Origin of the sequence: Photobacterium kasasachensis (assembly GCF_050336885.1) — a bacterium.
Classification (GTDB): Bacteria; Pseudomonadota; Gammaproteobacteria; order Enterobacterales; family Vibrionaceae; genus Photobacterium; species Photobacterium kasasachensis.
Genome location: NZ_JAKJSH010000031.1, coordinates 1 through 18,223 on the forward strand (window position 1 = coordinate 1; position 18,223 = coordinate 18,223).

Annotated in this window: 17 protein-coding genes, 2 tRNA genes and 2 rRNA genes; 13 read left to right on the top strand and 8 right to left on the bottom strand. The window is 50.6% G+C overall.

All coding sequences use genetic code 11. The annotated features are described in order from the left end of the window. The 4 genes from L4D19_RS27715 to L4D19_RS27730 all read left to right on the top strand — a co-directional run. A 23S ribosomal RNA gene (locus tag L4D19_RS27715) occupies positions 1 to 235 on the top strand; the annotation flags it as partial. 167 nt (positions 236 to 402) lie between these two features. Next, positions 403 to 518, top strand: a 5S ribosomal RNA gene (rrf, locus tag L4D19_RS27720). 42 nt (positions 519 to 560) lie between these two features. Further along, positions 561 to 637: transfer RNA gene (locus L4D19_RS27725), tRNA-Asp, on the top strand. A 107-nt stretch (positions 638 to 744) separates the two neighbouring features. Beyond that, positions 745 to 821: transfer RNA gene (locus L4D19_RS27730), tRNA-Trp, on the top strand. 198 nt (positions 822 to 1,019) lie between these two features. Here the strand turns inward: L4D19_RS27730 and L4D19_RS27735 are convergent. Beyond that, complete coding sequence (locus tag L4D19_RS27735) at positions 1,020 to 1,355, bottom strand: hypothetical protein (protein ID WP_428455085.1); 336 nt, start codon at positions 1,353 to 1,355, stop codon at positions 1,020 to 1,022. A 333-nt stretch (positions 1,356 to 1,688) separates the two neighbouring features. Between L4D19_RS27735 and L4D19_RS27740 the strand changes: the two genes are divergently transcribed. Both L4D19_RS27740 and L4D19_RS27745 read left to right on the top strand, forming a co-directional pair. Then, a complete protein-coding gene (locus L4D19_RS27740; RefSeq protein WP_428455086.1) occupies positions 1,689 to 2,024 on the top strand; it encodes a DUF1904 domain-containing protein in 336 nt (111 codons plus the stop codon). A 73-nt stretch (positions 2,025 to 2,097) separates the two neighbouring features. Continuing rightward, positions 2,098 to 2,943 (top strand): endonuclease/exonuclease/phosphatase family protein, encoded by an 846-nt coding sequence (locus L4D19_RS27745; protein WP_428455087.1) that lies wholly within the window; start codon positions 2,098 to 2,100, stop codon positions 2,941 to 2,943. Here L4D19_RS27745 and L4D19_RS27750 read toward each other — a convergent pair. The 3 genes from L4D19_RS27750 to gloB form a co-directional block, all read right to left on the bottom strand. Continuing rightward, positions 2,930 to 3,619 (bottom strand): Yip1 family protein, encoded by a 690-nt coding sequence (locus tag L4D19_RS27750; RefSeq protein ID WP_428455088.1) that lies wholly within the window; start codon positions 3,617 to 3,619, stop codon positions 2,930 to 2,932. The genes L4D19_RS27745 and L4D19_RS27750 overlap by 14 nt on opposite strands. Beyond that, a complete protein-coding gene (locus L4D19_RS27755; protein WP_428455089.1) occupies positions 3,616 to 5,187 on the bottom strand; it encodes a lytic transglycosylase in 1,572 nt (523 codons plus the stop codon). The genes L4D19_RS27750 and L4D19_RS27755 overlap by 4 nt, the downstream gene beginning before the upstream one ends. A gap of 70 nt (positions 5,188 to 5,257) precedes the next feature. Further along, complete coding sequence (gene gloB, locus L4D19_RS27760; RefSeq protein WP_160657543.1) at positions 5,258 to 6,016, bottom strand: hydroxyacylglutathione hydrolase; 759 nt, start codon at positions 6,014 to 6,016, stop codon at positions 5,258 to 5,260. Between the two features lie 39 nt (positions 6,017 to 6,055). Between gloB and L4D19_RS27765 the strand changes: the two genes are divergently transcribed. Next, positions 6,056 to 6,802, top strand: a complete 747-nt coding sequence (locus tag L4D19_RS27765) for a methyltransferase domain-containing protein (RefSeq protein WP_075765027.1) — start codon at positions 6,056 to 6,058, stop codon at positions 6,800 to 6,802. 24 nt (positions 6,803 to 6,826) lie between these two features. On the opposite strand, the gene rnhA is transcribed toward L4D19_RS27765, so the two are convergent. Then, the gene (gene rnhA, locus L4D19_RS27770; RefSeq protein ID WP_428455090.1) at positions 6,827 to 7,288 is read right to left on the bottom strand and encodes a ribonuclease HI; all 462 of its coding nucleotides are present in this window, start codon (positions 7,286 to 7,288) and stop codon (positions 6,827 to 6,829) included. Positions 7,289 to 7,339: 51 nt separating this feature from the next. Between rnhA and dnaQ the strand changes: the two genes are divergently transcribed. Next, complete coding sequence (dnaQ, locus tag L4D19_RS27775; RefSeq protein ID WP_075765023.1) at positions 7,340 to 8,071, top strand: DNA polymerase III subunit epsilon; 732 nt, start codon at positions 7,340 to 7,342, stop codon at positions 8,069 to 8,071. Between the two features lie 7 nt (positions 8,072 to 8,078). Then, positions 8,079 to 9,320 (top strand): TIGR03503 family protein, encoded by a 1,242-nt coding sequence (locus L4D19_RS27780; RefSeq protein WP_428455091.1) that lies wholly within the window; start codon positions 8,079 to 8,081, stop codon positions 9,318 to 9,320. 115 nt (positions 9,321 to 9,435) lie between these two features. Here L4D19_RS27780 and fadE read toward each other — a convergent pair whose 3' ends face one another. Next, on the bottom strand, positions 9,436 to 11,886 hold the full coding sequence (gene fadE / locus L4D19_RS27785; protein ID WP_428455092.1) for an acyl-CoA dehydrogenase FadE: 2,451 nt from the start codon (positions 11,884 to 11,886) through the stop codon (positions 9,436 to 9,438). Positions 11,887 to 12,313: 427 nt separating this feature from the next. Between fadE and dauA the strand changes: the two genes are divergently transcribed. The 3 genes from dauA to L4D19_RS27800 all read left to right on the top strand — a co-directional run bounded on the left by dauA (position 12,314) and on the right by L4D19_RS27800 (position 15,516). Then, positions 12,314 to 14,032 (top strand): C4-dicarboxylic acid transporter DauA, encoded by a 1,719-nt coding sequence (dauA, locus tag L4D19_RS27790; protein WP_428455093.1) that lies wholly within the window; start codon positions 12,314 to 12,316, stop codon positions 14,030 to 14,032. Between the two features lie 70 nt (positions 14,033 to 14,102). Next, positions 14,103 to 14,684, top strand: a complete 582-nt coding sequence (gene lpcA / locus L4D19_RS27795) for a D-sedoheptulose 7-phosphate isomerase (RefSeq protein WP_075765016.1) — start codon at positions 14,103 to 14,105, stop codon at positions 14,682 to 14,684. 52 nt (positions 14,685 to 14,736) lie between these two features. After that, on the top strand, positions 14,737 to 15,516 hold the full coding sequence (locus L4D19_RS27800) for a class II glutamine amidotransferase (protein ID WP_160657528.1): 780 nt from the start codon (positions 14,737 to 14,739) through the stop codon (positions 15,514 to 15,516). Positions 15,517 to 15,604: 88 nt separating this feature from the next. Here L4D19_RS27800 and purN read toward each other — a convergent pair whose 3' ends face one another. Continuing rightward, a complete protein-coding gene (gene purN, locus L4D19_RS27805) occupies positions 15,605 to 16,249 on the bottom strand; it encodes a phosphoribosylglycinamide formyltransferase (RefSeq protein WP_428455094.1) in 645 nt (214 codons plus the stop codon). Positions 16,250 to 16,253: 4 nt separating this feature from the next. Then, positions 16,254 to 17,294, bottom strand: a complete 1,041-nt coding sequence (gene purM / locus L4D19_RS27810) for a phosphoribosylformylglycinamidine cyclo-ligase (protein ID WP_428455095.1) — start codon at positions 17,292 to 17,294, stop codon at positions 16,254 to 16,256. 196 nt (positions 17,295 to 17,490) lie between these two features. Here purM and upp point away from each other — a divergent pair, with 196 nt between their 5' ends. After that, positions 17,491 to 18,117 (top strand): uracil phosphoribosyltransferase, encoded by a 627-nt coding sequence (gene upp / locus L4D19_RS27815; RefSeq protein ID WP_428455096.1) that lies wholly within the window; start codon positions 17,491 to 17,493, stop codon positions 18,115 to 18,117. Positions 18,118 to 18,223 lie beyond the last annotated feature (106 nt).

The window sequence follows — 18,223 nt, forward strand, 5'->3', positions numbered from 1 at the left end:
AGTGGACGAACCTCTGGTGTTCGGGTTGTGTCGCCAGACGCATTGCCCGGTAGCTAAGTTCGGAATCGATAACCGCTGAAAGCATCTAAGCGGGAAGCGAGCCCTGAGATGAGTCATCCCTGATACTATAAGTATCCTGAAGGGTTGTTGGAGACTACGACGTAGATAGGCAGGGTGTGTAAGCGCTGTGAGGCGTTGAGCTAACCTGTACTAATTGCCCGTGAGGCTTAACCATACAACACCCAAGGGGTTTTATTACTGAAATCGTTCCAGACGATTATCAGTATTTCCTACATCCATGTAGGTCACGGACTCCACATACGCTTGAATGTAAGCGCGAGAATACTAGTTAACTTTCCAAGATTGTATCTTCCGTCAGCGACGTAAGATAAACAGAATTTGCTTGGCGACCATAGCATTATGGACCCACCTGATCCCATGCCGAACTCAGCAGTGAAACGTAATAGCGCCGATGGTAGTGTGGGGTCTCCCCATGTGAGAGTAGGACATCGCCAGGCTTCCAATTTAGATTATCGCAGTGAACGTGCGGTGATTTGAGTGGAGCGGTAGTTCAGTTGGTTAGAATACCGGCCTGTCACGCCGGGGGTCGCGGGTTCGAGTCCCGTCCGCTCCGCCACTTTATTTAGAAGGGTTCGCCCTTCGGTCGAATGAGTCCCGCTTGAACGCAAGCCCGGCCGTTCCGCCACTTTATTTAGAGTTTCAGCTCTTAAAAACTGAGACAACAGGGGTGTAGCTCCAATTGGCAGAGCAGCGGATTCCAAATCCGCGTGTTGGGAGTTCGAATCTCTCCACCCCTGCCATATATGAAGCCTCAGTCGAAAGACTGGGGCTTTTTTTCGTTTGTTGCTTCTGCGAAGTAATGTTGGGATAACTAGGCGTCCCCTTGGTTCGCCAGCTCACTTGCTGGCAAGTCCTATCGAATCCCTCTGAGTTCTGGCTCATATACAAAGCTTCACTATCGATGAGGCTTCACAGCTGTCTGTGCACAGAAAGCGATATTAATATTTCTGACACTGAACACTATCAGGGCGACAGAACATGTCTTCCTGGGCATCAGTACATGCATCGACAGCTTTGGTGACTGCACTTCCCCTGTTGGCAGAGCGGCCGGTATATTGTTCGCCAAAGACACGGATTTTGCACTGGTACATATGATCGCCGCTTTCATTGATACCATCCTGAAGTGCAATTTGTCTCTCTAGATATTTAATTTGCTTGGAGAGCAACCGGACCTGCTGCTCGAGTGATGCGATTCTTGTCTCATGATTACCCTGACCGAATGCCCAGCTAGGTACTGAAAATGCTAAGGCTGTGATTAAAATGATCTTTTTCATAAATAGTAATTGAATGGTGTTTTATTTGTGTGAAAGGGTATCAAATATGTAACCGGTAGCCAATTATTTCAGTAGCAAGCTCGTTTTTCTGAGTATGCTCTAGCGGGTTCTTGCTTAGTGGAATCGATAATAGTTGACGTTTAAATCCTAGAAGTGTGATCTTGGTTCAAGTGGGTTATTCTATTTTACCTTCAACCGATTAGCGTCAGAGCTGCTAAAATTGACTCTTATATATTGACGTTAATCGTCATCAAGAGCACAGAAATTGGTGCGCAACACACGAATTCAATGGTATCTTGTTGGCTTTTAGCAGTGAGCGATTTGGGAGTAAGTATGCCGCATCTTCGTTTCCGTGATGTAGAATTTGATACCGTAAAATCACTGTCGACGGCATTGGTAGATGATCTCCAGCCTCTGATGGCCTGTCCTCGCGAAGATTTCACTCTAGAGCATATTTCGACAACCTTCATTTTTGATGGTGAGGTGTCGTTTGCGTATCCATTCGTTGAGGTGCTTTGGTTCGACCGTGGCCAAGAGATCCAAGATCAGGTCGCGCAACATATCACAGAAGCCGTCCGTAATGCTCTGGAAGAGTCAGAGCAAGATGTTGCAGTTATTTTTACCGCGCTGACTCCAACGGCATATTACGATAACGGCAAACATTACTGATTAACTATCTTTTCTAGGTTTTCTATGGCAGCCCTGTTGCCAGGGCTGGTTTCGTTTCAAAAAGGGGATGTAAATGGCGCGGTATGCAAAAGTAGCGGCAGGGCTTGGTGTGGTAGCCGGAGTATTAGGTGTCAGTGCTTTTAACTGGTCATTTGATGTTGCCGACACACCTGAAGTCAGTGCGAATGTACTGGCTCCGCAGTTTTCCTATCGCTGTATTGAAAATGCTATCGCGCATCCTTTGGACACCGATGGTGAGTTTACTGTGTCGGTATGGAACATCTATAAGCAACAAAAAGAAAACTGGCGCTCAGCCCTGGAGACATTTTCACAAGATAGTGAACTTGTCCTGTTACAGGAAGCAAGCTTGAATACCGACTTACGTGATTACCTGGATGACAGCAACTGGAAAGTGCGGATGGCTAATGCGTTTAAGTTTATGAATACGCCGGCGGGAGTGATGAACTTATCGAGCGTCAACGCCAAAAGTACCTGTGCCTACCTGACGATGGAGCCCTGGCTCCGGTTGCCCAAATCAGCGCTATTGTCTGAGTTTGCGCTTTCAGACGGCAATACACTGATCGTTGTGAATTTGCATGGTGTGAACTTTGCGGTAGGGCTTGATGAATATCAGGAGCAGCTCGATAGCCTGCGGACGGTATTGGCTGTTCATTCCGGGCCAATTATTTTGGCCGGTGACTTTAACACCTGGCGCCAGGCTCGGATCGATGTTGTTAATACGTTTGCCGAAAGTCTGGGGCTTCGTGATGTCCATTTGAGAGAAGATCAGCGGATCAAGGTGTTTGGCAAGCCGCTGGATCATTTGTATTACCGCGATCTCCAGCTTGTCAGTGCAGAGGCACCGAAAACCGATGCCTCAGATCATAATCCCATTATTGCCAGCTTCAGACTGCAATGATCATGATTGGCCAAATGATCAGTGCGAGCAGCCACGGAAGAATGGCGACGACAATTGATTTGGCCCGATCAAAGTCAGTCCATGCTGTCACAACAGCATAAGTCAGTGTGATATACCATGGTGCCAGTAGCGGGATTGTTGCCGCAAAAGACGCCCATGGATTGCTCATCGGCAATTTTATCAGACCATTCAAGCTATTGAGATCAGCTGCATTCGGCATGATATTGTTGCTGTTGAACATGATGTTGGTGTAGCTGGCAAAATCGCCGATCAGAGTCGGTAGCATGATAAAGCACGATGCGGCCAACCATTTGCCATAGCTGTGCTGGTACTGATTACTCTTGGTGGCCAGGTGCAGCCAAAGTGCCAGAACAAAGACACACAACGTGCGTCCGGCAATATCAGCGACGACTTCGCTAGCATGCAAAGCTTCTTTGGTTAGCAATGACGGCTCCATCTGCTGGTTCAGATTGGTAAACTGAACCATTAGCTCCTGCTGTAGCCAGGCCATGTCCACATTGCTGAAATAACTGCTCCAGAAGAAAATGGGTCCCAAAATAGCGATCAGGTAGGGCAGAATGGCCCATCTAGGACGATCGTATACGGCCGCAAAGCAGTCAATAGGGGAGCGGAATGCATCGAATACCGCAATGAATGGGTTTTTAGACGGTGTCATACACTGACCTTAGTTACATCAACATAGAGTTTTAATTTTTGGCCGGGTTTTAGATACTTCTGGCCGTTAATTTGATTCCATTTTACAAGGTCTGAAACTTTGACTTTGTACCGCTGGGCTATGGCGCTGAGGTTATCACCGGAGCGGACCTTGTAGTAGACAGTACGGATGACGCCACCCGTTGCACTGTTCTTCCAAAGGGTCAGCTTCTGTCCGATACGTAGCGGCTTATTCTTGCTTAGGCCATTCCACTTGGTGATTTGGTCAATAGAGACTTTCTCACTGCGGGCAATAGTCCACAGACTGTCGCCAGACTTCACTACGTAGGTTGTACGATAGCCGCTGCCATGGCTTTTCTGGGTTCGGGCGGCAAGCTGAGCCGATATACTCTCGCCATCTTGCATCGCGACAGGGATCAGAATATGGCGGCCAACACGAATATTGCTGCCGGACATATTGTTGGCCCGCTGGATCTGTTTGGTGGTGGTCTTATGTTTCTGTGCAAGTACACTCAATGTATCGCCAGATTTCACTTTGTAGCGAACCACTTTCATTCCCTGGCGGCCGTTACTGGCAAACTGACTGTTGAAGTGGTCAACTTTGTCGATTGGCAATAGTAGGTGGTTAGGGCCATCCGGTGAGGTCGCCCAGTGGTTATAGGCAGGGTTGAGGTTTTGCAGATCTTTGAGCTTCATGCCGGCATAGCTGGCGGCCATGGCCAGATCCATCTGGGTACCCGGCTTGACGAGCTCAACCGCAGGTTCATTAGGGATCGCAGGGATGGTTATACCGTATTTCTTCTGGTTTTTGATCACGTCGGCAACAGCCAGCAGCTTAGGTACATAACCGCTGGTTTCTTTCGGAAGATCCAGTGACCAGAAGTCAGTCGGCTTGCCGGCAGCCTTATTCTTGCGAATTGCCCGGAATACACGTCCTTCACCGGTGTTGTAAGCTGCGAGGGCATGAAGCCAGTCGCCATCAAATTTTCGGTTCAGGTACTCCAGCAAGTCCAATGCTGCCTGGGTCGATTCAACAACATCGCGGCGACCGTCATACCACCAGTTTTGCTCTAATCCGAAACGACGACCGGTATCTGGAATAATTTGCCATAGACCTGCTGCTCTGCCGTGGGAGTAGGCAAACTGATCAAAAGAGCTTTCAACAATAGGAAGCAGGGCGAGTTCCAGTGGTAGGTTACGTTTTTCGATTTCTTCGGTGATGTAATATAGAAAGGGTTCGGCGCGCCCGGCAACGGTTTTAAGATGGCCCGGATAGCGCAGGTACCAGTTACGGTAGTATTTGACGCGTTTGTTCTCAGGAATATCGGCGGTCAGCTGCATGGTAATGCGCTTCCATACATCGTCTTGGTCCTGAGGCGTTGCTACGATGACCTTTTCAATGGCGACAGGTTTGGTTGTTTCTTCCTGTGCAGAAGCCGCTGGCACTTGTACAGAGGCTTCTTCGTTCTTATTGGTTGTATTTGTTTGTTCTTCTACTGTATTTGTCGTATTCGTAATTTGGCAACCAGCCAGTAATAGCGCGCTCGCTAAAAAAAATCGGGATTTCATGGAACCTGCCTAAAGCCAAAATAGTTGGAGATGATACTTGGCCAACTACCTTGGAGACAAGTGACCCAGGTCAAAATTCGTCTTTCCAACGACGCAGTGCAGCGAAGGTCTCCAGATCACTGTCGTCAAATGCCTTATCTGCAACGGATTTTTTGATACTGGCTTGATCACAGCGTAAAAACGGATTTATTAATTTTTCTTGTCGTAATGTCGACGGGATCGTGCTGATACCCTGTGCCCGCAGTCGGCTGACATCTTCGCGGTAACGTTGCAGGTGAGGGTTGTCCTGTTCGGCGACTAAGGCAAAGGCAATATTACTGCTTGTATATTCATGGGCACAGTAGACTTCAGTTTCGTCTGGTAGCGCTGCAATTTTCTGTAGCGAGCTGTACATTTGAGCCGGAGTGCCCTCGAACAAGCGGCCACAACCACCGGAGAACAGGGTATCGCCACAAAACAGCTTTTCGTCCCCGACATAGGCAACATGGCCTGCGGTGTGTCCGGGAACGCTCAGTACCATAAAGCGTTCGCCGAATATTTCTACCTGGTCGCCATCGTCGACAGACTGCGAGACGCCGGGAATGGGCTCGGCAGAAGGGGCAACTATATTGACATGGGGAAACGCGCGCTTGAGCTCGCTGATCCCGCCAATATGGTCATGATGGTGATGAGTGACCAGAATGGCATCAAGAGTGAGCTCTTCTTCTTGTAACACCTTGATTACTGGCGTTGCATCACCAGGATCAACGACGACGCAACGTTTGTCCGGACTGTGAATAAGCCAGATGTAATTGTCATTAAATGCAGGTATGCTTTTTACTGTAAGCATGTAATTTGTCTCCAGCCTTTAGGTGTTGAGCAATAACTTATGAAGCCAGCCCGCACGTTAACAGATATTGAATCACCACATACCTGGTCACAAGTCGTCAATGGCGAATGGGCGGCGGAGCTGCTCCAGGCCCAGCTTGATGAATGGTGGCCTAAGCTATTCGGCTATCATATGTTAAAGCTTGGTGGGCTAAGTTGTGAGCTCGCCAGTGGCCATTGTAACATCCAGCATCAGATTTGCATTGATAAGTTCAATCCGCTGCATACGGTCATTGCCGACCACTTTTCCTTGCCTTTTGTGGAAAAGTCGTTTGATGCCTGTGTGATCACCCATCAATTAGATTATTGTTCAGACCCCCACCGCTTGCTGCGGGAGATCGACCGGGTGATGGTGGACGACGGCTATATCCTGTTAAGTGGCTATAACCCGGTGAGTATTCTTGGTATGCGGGGCTTGCTGCCATGGAATCGCAAGCGCTTTCCGTGGAAAGGGCGGATGTTTATGCCGATGCGGGTGAAAGACTGGCTGGGAGTCCTGAATTACGAGGTGGTCTTTCACGAGAACTTTGCGGTACTGCCGGCGACAAAGCATCAGGCCTGCTCGGCCTGGGCAGAAAGCGTGTTGTCTGAAACGTGTTCGTCGGTTGGCAGCATGTACTTGATTGTCGCCCGTAAGCGGACGGTTCCTCTCAAGCCGATAAAACCAACCTGGAAGTTGCGGCGTCAGCTAACGCCGCTAGGCCTCAATTGCCGGACCAAGGCAAGCCAGAAAATAAAGGGGGCGTAACATTGTTGCTGTGAGTTGAAGTCGTTACGCCTTATAGCCGGTATCATCCTGGGTCGGGGACTCGGCAGCGGCACGGGCCAAATCGTCACAGCGTTCATTCTCCGGATGGCCTGCGTGGCCTTTTACCCAGTGCCACGACACTTGATGGCGCTGTGTCTCTGTATCGAGACGCTGCCAGAGATCGGCATTTTTAACCGGCTTTTTATCGGCAGTCTTCCAGCCGCGTTTCTTCCAGTTATGGATCCACTGGGTGATCCCCTGTCGGACATATTGGCTGTCGGTGGTGAGATCAACCTGGCAGGATTCTTTGAGGCTTGACAGGCCGATAATGGCTGCCAGCAGTTCCATTCTGTTATTTGTCGTCATGTGAAAGCCGCCACTGAGCTCTTTTTCGTGCTGCTTGTAACGCATGACGGTACCATAACCACCTGGCCCCGGGTTACCGAGGCAAGAACCATCGGTGAAAATTTCTACCTGCTTGGTCATATTTGGTAGTATTCGCTTTAGGAAAAACTTTAGTCTGACACAATCGCTACTATGAAAGCTACTAACGAACGTATTATCGTATTCGATACCGAAACAACCGGTATGAATATGACCGGCCCTCACTATGAAGGCCACTGTATTATCGAGATCGGTGCAGTTGAAATTATCAACCGTAAGCTGACGGGTAACAGTTTCCATGTCTATATCAAACCGGATCGGGAGATCGATGCGGAAGCGGTTGATGTTCACGGTATTACCGATGAGTTCTTGCTTGATAAGCCGACATACCGGGAAGTCCATGAAGAGTTTATGGAGTTTATCCGTGGGGCAGAGCTGGTGGCTCACAACGCGCCCTTCGATATCGGCTTCATGGATTACGAATTCAGGAAAATGGGTTCGTCAATCGGCAAGACCGAGGATTTTTGCAAGGTCACCGATACCCTGGAGATGGCCAAGCGGTTATTCCCGGGAAAAAGAAACAACCTTGATGTACTGTGTTCGCGATACGGTATAGATAACTCGCACCGTACTCTCCACGGGGCATTGCTCGATGCCGAGATCCTGGCTGATGTCTACCTGATGATGACAGGTGGCCAGACATCGCTGGCACTCAGCGCCGGCAGCGAAGAAAGTGACACTGGTACAGAAAGTGCCATCCGCCGTCTGGCATCGGGAAGAAAATCATTAAAGATCATCAAGGCATCGGCCGATGAAATACAAGCGCATGAATCGCGCTTGGATCTTATCGAGAAAAAAGGTGACGTCTCGCTGTGGCGTCAATAGAGGTGCTATGCGGCGGTTATTATTGCTAGTGATGCTGATACCGGTACTGTCTTGGGCAAAAGACAGTACGGCTATGTCGTGGCTGGATAACCGATTTCGTGTTGATCCGACGGTCGAACAGGTCTCGTTTGTCGTCAAACGGGGAGACAACAGCCGGGCGATTGTCTTGGTGCGTCCTGATGGCAAGAAATACTATTCCTTTCGTCATCCGAAGAATGTTGCTTGGTATGACGAGCCAGGGATGGACATCATTTCCATCGAAAATCCGATGCCGGGCCCCTGGCAGGCCGTCGGCAAGGTCACCCCTAAGAACCGGATCGTCGTCTTGTCCAACCTCCAGCTGACGGTGGAGGATCTGCCTTCGCGGCTCTATCAGTCCGAGACGATCAAGTTTACCGCCCGCCTGACCCAGGATGGAAAGCTGCTGACCATGCGCGATTTTCTTGATCGGGTAAAGATGTCTGTCGTTTTTTACGAATACATTGAAGATGCCGATAACCTCCCGAAGGAAGCACAGCCGAGCCCTATCGTTCTGGGCGAGTTTGCCGATGACGGACTGGCCTTTGATGAGGAACCCGGAGACGGTGTCTTTACGGTAGCTCTGCCTGTGACTGTCCAGCCGGGAAAATACCGGGTCAGGATCACCTCGGGCAATGGCGTTTTCCTGCGTACCGTCGAGCAGGAGATACTCGTGTATCCGCCGCCACTGCGGGCGAGCTTTATTCAGGGACGAGGACGCAGTGAGCCCCATCAGGTCGTGGTGGAAACGGAAGAGGGAGCATTACTTCCCGGCTCCCTTGCTGCCCACATTGTGCAGATAAACCCTGATGGCGATGAGACCATCAGCCAGCAGCATGCCCTGTCTGACGAAGACGGACTGAAGGTACGCCTGCCCAATGGCGAGGCGCCGGGTCGTTATGGCTGGTATGGGTGGTTATATGCGACTGATAACTTCAATAACCGGGAGCTGATCTTCAAGCTACCGGAAAATCATTTTGCGGTGATGGCCGAGCTGCAGCTGGATCGTAACCTGGAAGAGTTCAGGGCCCAGCAGGAAGCCAAAGCCAAACGGGAAGAGATGCTGCGAATTGAAGCGGAGAAGCAGGCTGAGCGCTCCAAGGTGATGAAAATTATCTTGGGTGCCAACGTACTGGTAGTGGTGCTGGTGGTTGTGATTGCCTTCCTATGGCGCAAGCGCAAAATGAAGAAAGTGCTGGAAGAAGATTCACTGGTTGTTCCGGCGTCCTGATAGCCACATAGAGGGCAAGGCGAACAGAACCTGCGGTTTGTTTGATAATTAACTCAAAAAGAAAGGGAAGCCATTGTGGCTTCCCTTTTTGTTAGCTTGAGCAATCTAAATGTTATCAGGCTGCAATGTCTTTTTCCGATGGCTGGTAGGGTTTGGCTGCCAGCTCTTCGGGTTCAAAATCATCGACATTGATCGTGCGTAAGCGACCTTCTTCAGCCCGGCGCAATAGCTCGGCTTCACTCTCGTTGATAGCATTAAGCTCCAGGCCAACCGTCGCCACATTATCCAGCTGCATGAACGGGAACTTCTTGCCGGCAGCCTGACAGACACGATCATAGATTGGCTCGGCTGCCAAAATATCTTTCAGTGTCTCTTCAATCATACCAACCGCATTGTTCTCGCATGCTTCCAGGAACTGACCGCGACCGATACGGTTACGGGTTTCACTCGGTGTCTGAATGATACGGGCAACTTTATGATCCAACTTGTCCGTTGGTCTTACACGCCCCAGCCCAAGAGGGAAGATCATGGTGCGCATAATCGCGGCAATCGGACGGTTTGGGAAGTTACGCAGGAACTCATCCAGTGCTTCCTGAGCCTGGTATAGCGAGTCCTGCAAGCCCCAGTGAACCAGTGGCAGGTCATCTTGCTTGCAGCCGTCGTCCGCATAACGCTTGAGGGTTGCTGACGAGAGGTAGAGCTGGCTGAGTACGTCACCCAAACGGGCAGACAGGCGCTCTTTGCGCTTCAGCGAACCGCCGAGCACTGCCATTGAAATATCGGCGAGCAGAGCAAGGTTGGCACTGTAGCGATTCAGTTGCTGGTAGTAACGGGCCGTGGCATCCTTGCGTGGTGCCGAGGACCCCCTGCCGTCAGTCAGGCCGAACCAGAATGAACGGACCATGTTGCTGATCACAAAGCCAACGTGGCCGAACAGAGCACTATCAAAACCATTCAGTGCTTTTTCTGCATCATCATTGTAAGCCGCATCCATCTCTTCCAGCACATAAGGATGGCAGCGTATTGCCCCTTGGCCGAAGATTATCATTGAGCGGGTGAGGATGTTTGCTCCTTCCACGGTAATCGCAATAGGCGCGCCCTGGTATCCACGTGCCAGGAAGTTGCTTGGCCCCATGGAGATCCCCTTGCCACCGACTACGTCCATGGCATCAATAACACTACGCTGGCTGCGGTGGGTACAGTGGTATTTGACGATGGCTGAGATGACCGAAGGTTTCTCACCTAAATCAATACCGGAGACCGTCAGGTTACTGGCTGAGTCCAGGACGTAGGCATTGCCTGCTATACGGGCCAACGGTTCTTCAATACCTTCCATTTTGCCGATCGGTAACTTGAACTGGCGGCGAATACGGGCATAGGCACCGGTTGCCATGGCTGCTGTCTTCAGGCCGCCTGTGGAGTTCGATGGCAAAGTGATACCACGGCCGACAGACAGGCATTCAACCAGCATGCGCCATCCCTGACCGGCCATTTCCTGGCCACCGATGATGAAACTGATGGGTACGAAGACTTTGTCACCCTGAGTCGGACCATTCTGGAATGGCACGTTTAACGGGAAGTGGCGACGGCCAATTTCAACCCCGTCGATATCGGTTGGGATCAAAGCACAGGTGATACCGAGATCTTCCTCATTACCCAGCAGGTGATCGGGATCGAATAGCTTAAAGGCCATACCTAACACAGTCGCGATAGGGGCCAACGTGATGTAGCGCTTATTCCAGGTCAGTTCCATCCCCAAGACTTCTTCACCTTGCCACATCCCTTTTTTGACGATACCAAAATCAGGAATTGAGCCTGCATCAGAGCCGGCTTCCGGGCTAGTTAGGGCGAAACAAGGAATTTCCTTACCTTCTGCCAGACGAGGCAGGTAGTGGTCTTTTTGCGCTTTGGTGCCGTAGTGCTGCAATAGCTCACCCGGGCCGAGTGAGTTCGGAACACCGACGGTCGAGGAGAGCACGGCAGAGACACCAGTTAGCTTTTGTAGCACCAGAGATTGGGCATAAGCTGAAAATTCCAGGCCGCCGTATTCTTTTTTGATGATCATAGCGAAAAATTTATGATCCTTGAGGTACTGCCAGACTTCGGGGGGCAGATCGGCCAGTTCATGTGTTACCTGAAAGTCGTTGACCATTCGGCACACTTCATTGACGGGACCGTCGAGAAAGGCTTTCTCCTCTGCGCTCAGGCGCGGGGCCGGAATATCATGCAATTTGTTCCAGTTAGGTGCGCCGCGGAACAGATCGGCTTCCCACCAGACGGTACCGGCATCAATGGCTTCTTTTTCGGTACGGGACATCTCGGGCATGACGCCTTTAAACGCTTTGAGAGCGGGTTTACTCAATAGGTTTTTGCGTAATGAAATCACGTTTAATGGTATTGCAATCAGCAGGAAAGCTAACCAGCTGTACTGGCCGACGATATCGAGTACCGAGCCTACAGCCAGTGCTGCCACAAACATGGCGGTAAAGGTTCTGAGGTTGGCACGGTGGTAGGCGAGTACACCGGTTATACCAATTAGCCCTAGTAGGTACACAAGTGTAACCATGATGATTCTCCTTATCGGTGGGCGTTGATTTATTATTATTGGGTACGTTTTATGCAAGGTAAGAGGTCTTACCACTTGTGATAAGTGTAAGGCGATCTTTAATGAAATGTAAAATAATTTTCTGTTCTGAAAGGATGGCGTTATGTAAAGATGTCCTGTCATCCCTTGTTACATAAGGGCTTGATCAAGATCAGCGAGTTGGAAAAATGTGCTTGCGAAAATAAGTCATACAATTAATATGGACCGTATTGTGATGCCGTTCACGCTATTTACCAAGTTGACACCAGTGTCAATCTAGGCTGTGGATGACTCATGGCGTCATTTGTTGCCTTTCCCGAACTCCGACTGACACATGCCCGCCGGATCCCTCACTCGGGATGACAGCTTTTCTTAAATTTTCTTTTGTACGCAAGTGCAGGGGTTTGTCGTGTTGTTATTTCATGCTTTAAAACAAGCGTGGCGAAAAGGTTATTCTTTCTCTACGCTTCGTGCCGATATTGTTGCAGGTATTACTGTGGGTGTTGTGGCCATTCCGCTGGGGATGGCGCTGGCGATTGCCGTTGGTGTGCCGCCACAGCATGGTTTGTATACGGTGGTTGTTGCTGGTTTGCTGGCAGCCTTGTTTGGTGGCTCGCGATTTAATATTACTGGCCCGACGGCCGCATTTGTCGTGATTTTACTGCCGATTACTCAGCAATACGGCCTGTCCGGCCTGATGCTGGCCACTCTGATGTCCGGGGTGATCCTGTTATTGATGGGGGTGCTGCGCCTTGGCCAGCTGGTGGCCTATGTACCGTATCCTGTAACGACAGGGTTTACTGCCGGAATAGGGCTGGTTATTGCCTTCCTACAGCTAAAGGATTTGCTCGGACTGGCGGTTGAAGGTAATCCAGTGCACTTTCCCGAGAAAGTCATGGCGTATATGAGTGCCCTGCCAAGTATTAACTATGCCGATGCGATGGTCGGATTTGGTACGATTGCGACATTCATTCTATGGGCCAAGCTTAAGAATCGGATCCCTCCACATGTAGTTGCTCTTGCGACAGGTACCGTGCTGGCCTTACTGATGAACCAGTGGGGCAGCACGCATGTTGGCTTGCTCGGTGAAAAGTTCCACTATCAAATCGGCGATTTGGTTGGCCAGGGGATCCCGCAGGTATTACCGCAACTGGTGATGCCGTGGCAAGATGCCCAGTTCAGCTGGGGGCTGGTGGTTGAGTTGTTGCCGGCCGCCTTTACCATTGCGATGCTCGGGTGTATTGAATCGCTGCTCTGCGCGGTGGTGGCAGACGGCATGACCGGCAGCAAGCATAACCCGAACGCCGAGTTGGTGGGGCAGGGGCTGGCCAATATGGTGGTGCCATTTTTTGGCGGGATCCCGGCAACGGCTGCCATCGCCCGTACTGCCACCAATATTCGGGCCGGTGCATTTTCTCCGGTGTCGGCCATTACTCACGCACTGTTTGTGCTGGCGGCGATGATAGTACTGGCACCGATGTTGTCGTTTATCCCGATGAGCGCCCTGGCCGGTTTGCTGATCATGGTCGCCTGGAATATGTCGGAAGCGCCGCACTTTGTCCATACCCTGAAGGTGGCCCCACGTCGTGATGTTGCTGTACTGGTGAGCTGTTTTACCCTGACAGTGGTCTTTGACATGGTTATTGCCGTCGTCGTTGGCCTTTTGCTGGCCGGAGTGCTGTTTATTCAGCGTATCGCGACACTGACCAGTGTGACGGAAGTGAACGGGGAGCACCAGCATCAGGAGTTTGGTGACGATGTGGTGGTATATGATATCAATGGCCCGCTTTTCTTCGCGGCCAGCGAAAAAGCATTCAATGTTATTGATCATTCGCAAGTTGAGACCCGGGCCGTGGTGCTTGATTTCAGCGATGTCACGACAATAGATATTACGGCTATCCATGCCTTTGAAAATGCGCTGGACAGAATCCGTCAGTATCCGGTGTATCTGCTCGGGGTTGCAGGTCATGTCGAGAGAAAGTTGACGACGGCCGGCGTGTTGATGGCCGACAACATCTCGCTTTACCCATCTGCGCAGCTATTACGTGAGCATTTGGCCATAAACCGTCACAATGTGCTGTCTCAGGAGTCGACACCTTCGGCCGTTTCTTTGTACACTGCAAGCTAAGGCGTATAAGTGCTTAGCCGGAGGGCTCCGGCTAGGCGATAATATTGTATGAATAACCCGAGATTAGTCTATGTACCAAGATTTGATCCGTGCAGAACTCAATGAAGCTGCTGAAGTATTGAACCGCTTTTTAAGCGATGAAAAAAACATTGCAGATATCGAAGCTGCTGCCAAAGTACTGGCCGAGTCCTTTAAGCAGGGCGGCAAGGTACTGTCTTGCGGTAACGGTGGCTCACACTGTGATGCGATGCACTTTGCCGAGGAACTGACAGGACGCTACCGTGAAAACCGTCCGGGTTACCCGGGTATTGCGATTTCAGATCCTAGCCACCTTTCTTGCGTGAGCAATGATTTCGGCTACGACTATGTGTTCTCTCGCTACCTGGAAGCTGTCGGTGCGAAGGGCGATGTCCTGTTCGGTCTGTCGACCTCGGGCAATTCTGGCAATATTCTTAAAGCGATTGATGCCGCCAAGGCCAAAGGCATGAAAACCATTGCCCTGACCGGTAAAGACGGCGGCAAGATGGCAGGCTTGGCTGATGTGGAGATCCGTGTGCCGCATTTCGGATTTGCTGACCGAATTCAGGAAGTGCATATTAAAATTATCCACATTTTAATTATGCTGGTTGAGAAAGAGATGGCTTCGAGCTAATTTCAGTTATTGTTAGACATGTCTCAATCCTGCAGAGAGGGCATAAAGGACTATGTGTGAATTGCTTGGCATGAGTGCCAATGTGCCAACCGATATTTGTTTTAGCTTTACCGGCCTGATGCAGCGAGGCGGAAAGACCGGCCCTCACAGGGACGGCTGGGGGATCACCTTCTATGAAGGGCGGGGATTTCGTACCTTTAAAGATCCCAACCCGAGCTGCCGGTCGCGAATTGCTGAACTGGTGCAGGAGTATCCGATAAAAAGCTGTGCCGTCGTTAGCCATATCCGTCAGGCCAACCGTGGTGGTGTCAGCCTCGAAAATACTCACCCGTTTACCCGGGAGCTATGGGGGCGCTATTGGACATTTGCTCACAATGGCCAGCTAACAGGCTATGAAAAGCTAGATACCGGACGCTTCAGGCCTGTTGGCGATACCGACAGTGAGATAGCCTTCTGCTGGCTGCTCAACCAGCTGGAGGCCAAGTTTCCTGATCTTCCGGAAGATATGGTCGCGGTTTACGACTATGTCGCGGTGTGCTGTGATCGCCTCAGGGAGCTGGGTGTCTATAATATGCTGCTTAGCAATGGCGAGTGCGTACTGACATATTGCACCAATAATCTGCATTGGATCACGCGCAGGGCACCGTTTGGCCAGGCCTCTTTGATTGACGAAGATGTCACTATCGACTTTCAGATGGAAACTACGCCAAATGATGTGGTTACGGTGATTGCCACTCAACCGCTGACTAATGACGAGAGCTGGCACAAAATGCAGCCGGGTGAATTTAGCGTATTCCACTACGGTGAGTTGATCCATAACCGAACGTTGTAGACATTGTTGTTTTAGTCATCTGTTTGCTAAATCAAAAACGCGACCACAAGGTCGCGTTTTTTATCGCTATGGTTTTATGCTGTATCGACTACTCTTCCGCGGCATAGCCATGCGGCGGCAGAGGGAGTCCGTCAAAAACAGCTTTGTCTTCAGCCATACAGACCCTGCCTTGCAAGAACCAGTTGGCTACCAGCGGATATATACGGTGCTCCTGCTCCTGGACCCGAGCCATGACCTCTTCAGCTGTATCAGTGTCAAAGATAGGCACCTTGGCCTGAAGGATCACCGGACCACCGTCTAACTCTTCGGTAACAAAATGCACACTGGTGCCGTGCTCCTTGTCACCTGCATCAATGGCCCGCTGATGGGTATGCAAGCCGGTGTACTTCGGCAGCAGCGAAGGGTGTACATTGAGCATCCGGCCCTGGTAGTGACGGACAAACTCATGGCTCAAAATACGCATGAACCCGGCTAGTATGACCAAATCTGGCTGGAAAGCATCAATGTGCTCTGCCAGAGCCCGGTCATACGTTTCACGGTCACTGTAGTCACTGGCTACGAGGTGTACGGTATCAATACCCGCCTGACGGGCCCGTTCCAGGCCATAGGCATCAGCCTTGTTTGATACCACAGCGGCAATGCGTGCATTTTGAATGATGCCGCTGTCACAGGCATCAATCATCGCCTGAAGGTTCGAGCCGCTCCCGGAAATCAGAACTACGATGCTTTTCATCGTCTTATTTAATCTCCACCTGCTCTTCACCGGCTTCGGCATCAGCAATTTCACCCAGAAGCCAGGCGTTTTCGCCTTCGGCTTTCAGGATGTCGATAGCCTGCTCGGCCTGTGCCTGTGGCAGGGCAATAACCAGGCCGACGCCACAGTTGAAGGTACGGTACATTTCGTAGGTTTCAACGTTGCCGGCTTCTTGCAGCCAGTTGAAGATGGCAGGCCATTCCCAGCTCTTGCCGTCAACAACGGCTTTCGTGCCTGCTGGCAATACGCGAGGGATATTTTCCCAGAAACCACCACCTGTGATATGAGAAATAGCGTGAATATTACAGCTTTCCATCATCTTCAGCGTGGATTTAACGTAGATCTTTGTTGGCTCAAGCAAGTGATCGGCCAGTGGTTTGCCATTAAGCTCTTTGCTTAGGTCGGCCTGAGAGACTTCAATGATCTTGCGGATCAGGGAGAAGCCGTTAGAGTGCGGACCGCTTGAGCCCACAGCGATAAGTGCATCGCCGGCTTTGACTTTGCTGCCGTCAATGATATCGGCCTTTTCGACGACACCGACACAGAAGCCCGCGACATCATAGTCTTCGCCGTGGTACATCCCCGGCATTTCCGCGGTTTCACCACCAATTAGGGCACAGCCAGACTGGATACAACCTTCGCCGATCCCCGCAACAACGGCTGCTGCGGTATCGACCTCAAGCTTGCCAGTCGCATAATAGTCCAGGAAGAACAGCGGCTCTCCCCCTTGCACAATCAGATCGTTGACGCACATGGCCACCAAATCGATACCGATTGTGTCATGCTTGTTCAGATCCATCGCCAAGCGAAGCTTGGTGCCCACACCGTCGGTTCCGGAAACCAATACCGGCTCTTTATACTTGGTCGGTAGCGAGCAGAGCGCGCCGAAGCCACCAATACCGCCCATGACCTCGGGACGGTGGGTGCGTTTTACCACCCCTTTAATACGATCAACCAATGCATTTCCCGCATCGATATCAACACCTGCATCTTTGTAACTAAGAGAAGAGTTATTGCCGCTCACAAGAGATCCCTCACCGCATTAAAGTAAAAAAGCGGGGGTATGATAACAGCAGTCAGGGCGGAAAGGGAAACGTTTGCGTCAATAAATCTCAGTGGCTATTTCCTAAGCAAACGAAACATCAACCCCTATCAGAGCACTCATGGTCTAGTGTATAATAATGCGATTTTTTTAAATTTTGTTTGCTTAGGAGTCAGAAATGAAAGTCGTTGAGGTTAAACACCCACTGGTAAAACATAAGATCGGTCTTATGCGCGAAGGCGACATCAGCACTAAGCGTTTTCGTGAGCTAGCAACGGAAGTAGGCAGCTTGCTGACGTATGAAGCGACTTCAGACTTCGAAACAGAAAAAGTTACCATTGAAGGCTGGAATGGTCCAGTTGAAATTGACCAAATTAAAGGTAAAAAGGTAACTGTTGTGCCAATTCTGCGTGCTGGCCTGGGTATGATGGACGGTGTTCTTGAGCATGTACCTAGCGCACGTATCAGCGTGGTCGGTATTTACCGTGATGAAGAAACCCTTGAGCCGGTTCCTTACTTCAACAAGCTGGCATCAAACATTGATGAGCGTATTGCACTGGTTGTCGATCCTATGCTGGCTACTGGTGGCTCAATGATTGCCACACTGGATCTGCTGAAAGAGCAGGGCTGTAAGCAGTTCAAAGTACTGGTTCTGGTTGCGGCTCCTGAAGGTATTGAAGCTCTGAAAAAAGCTCACCCAGACGTTGAGCTGTTCACAGCTGCAATCGATGAGAAGCTGAATGACAAGGGCTACATCGTTCCTGGTCTGGGCGATGCGGGTGACAAAATCTTCGGCACCAAATAATTTTATGCCCTAACGCTGAAACCGGACTGATGTCCGGTTTTTTTGTACCTGCCGGGCAGTGAGCAACTGCTGTAAAAAAGCGCCGATGGTTGATAACCACCGGCGC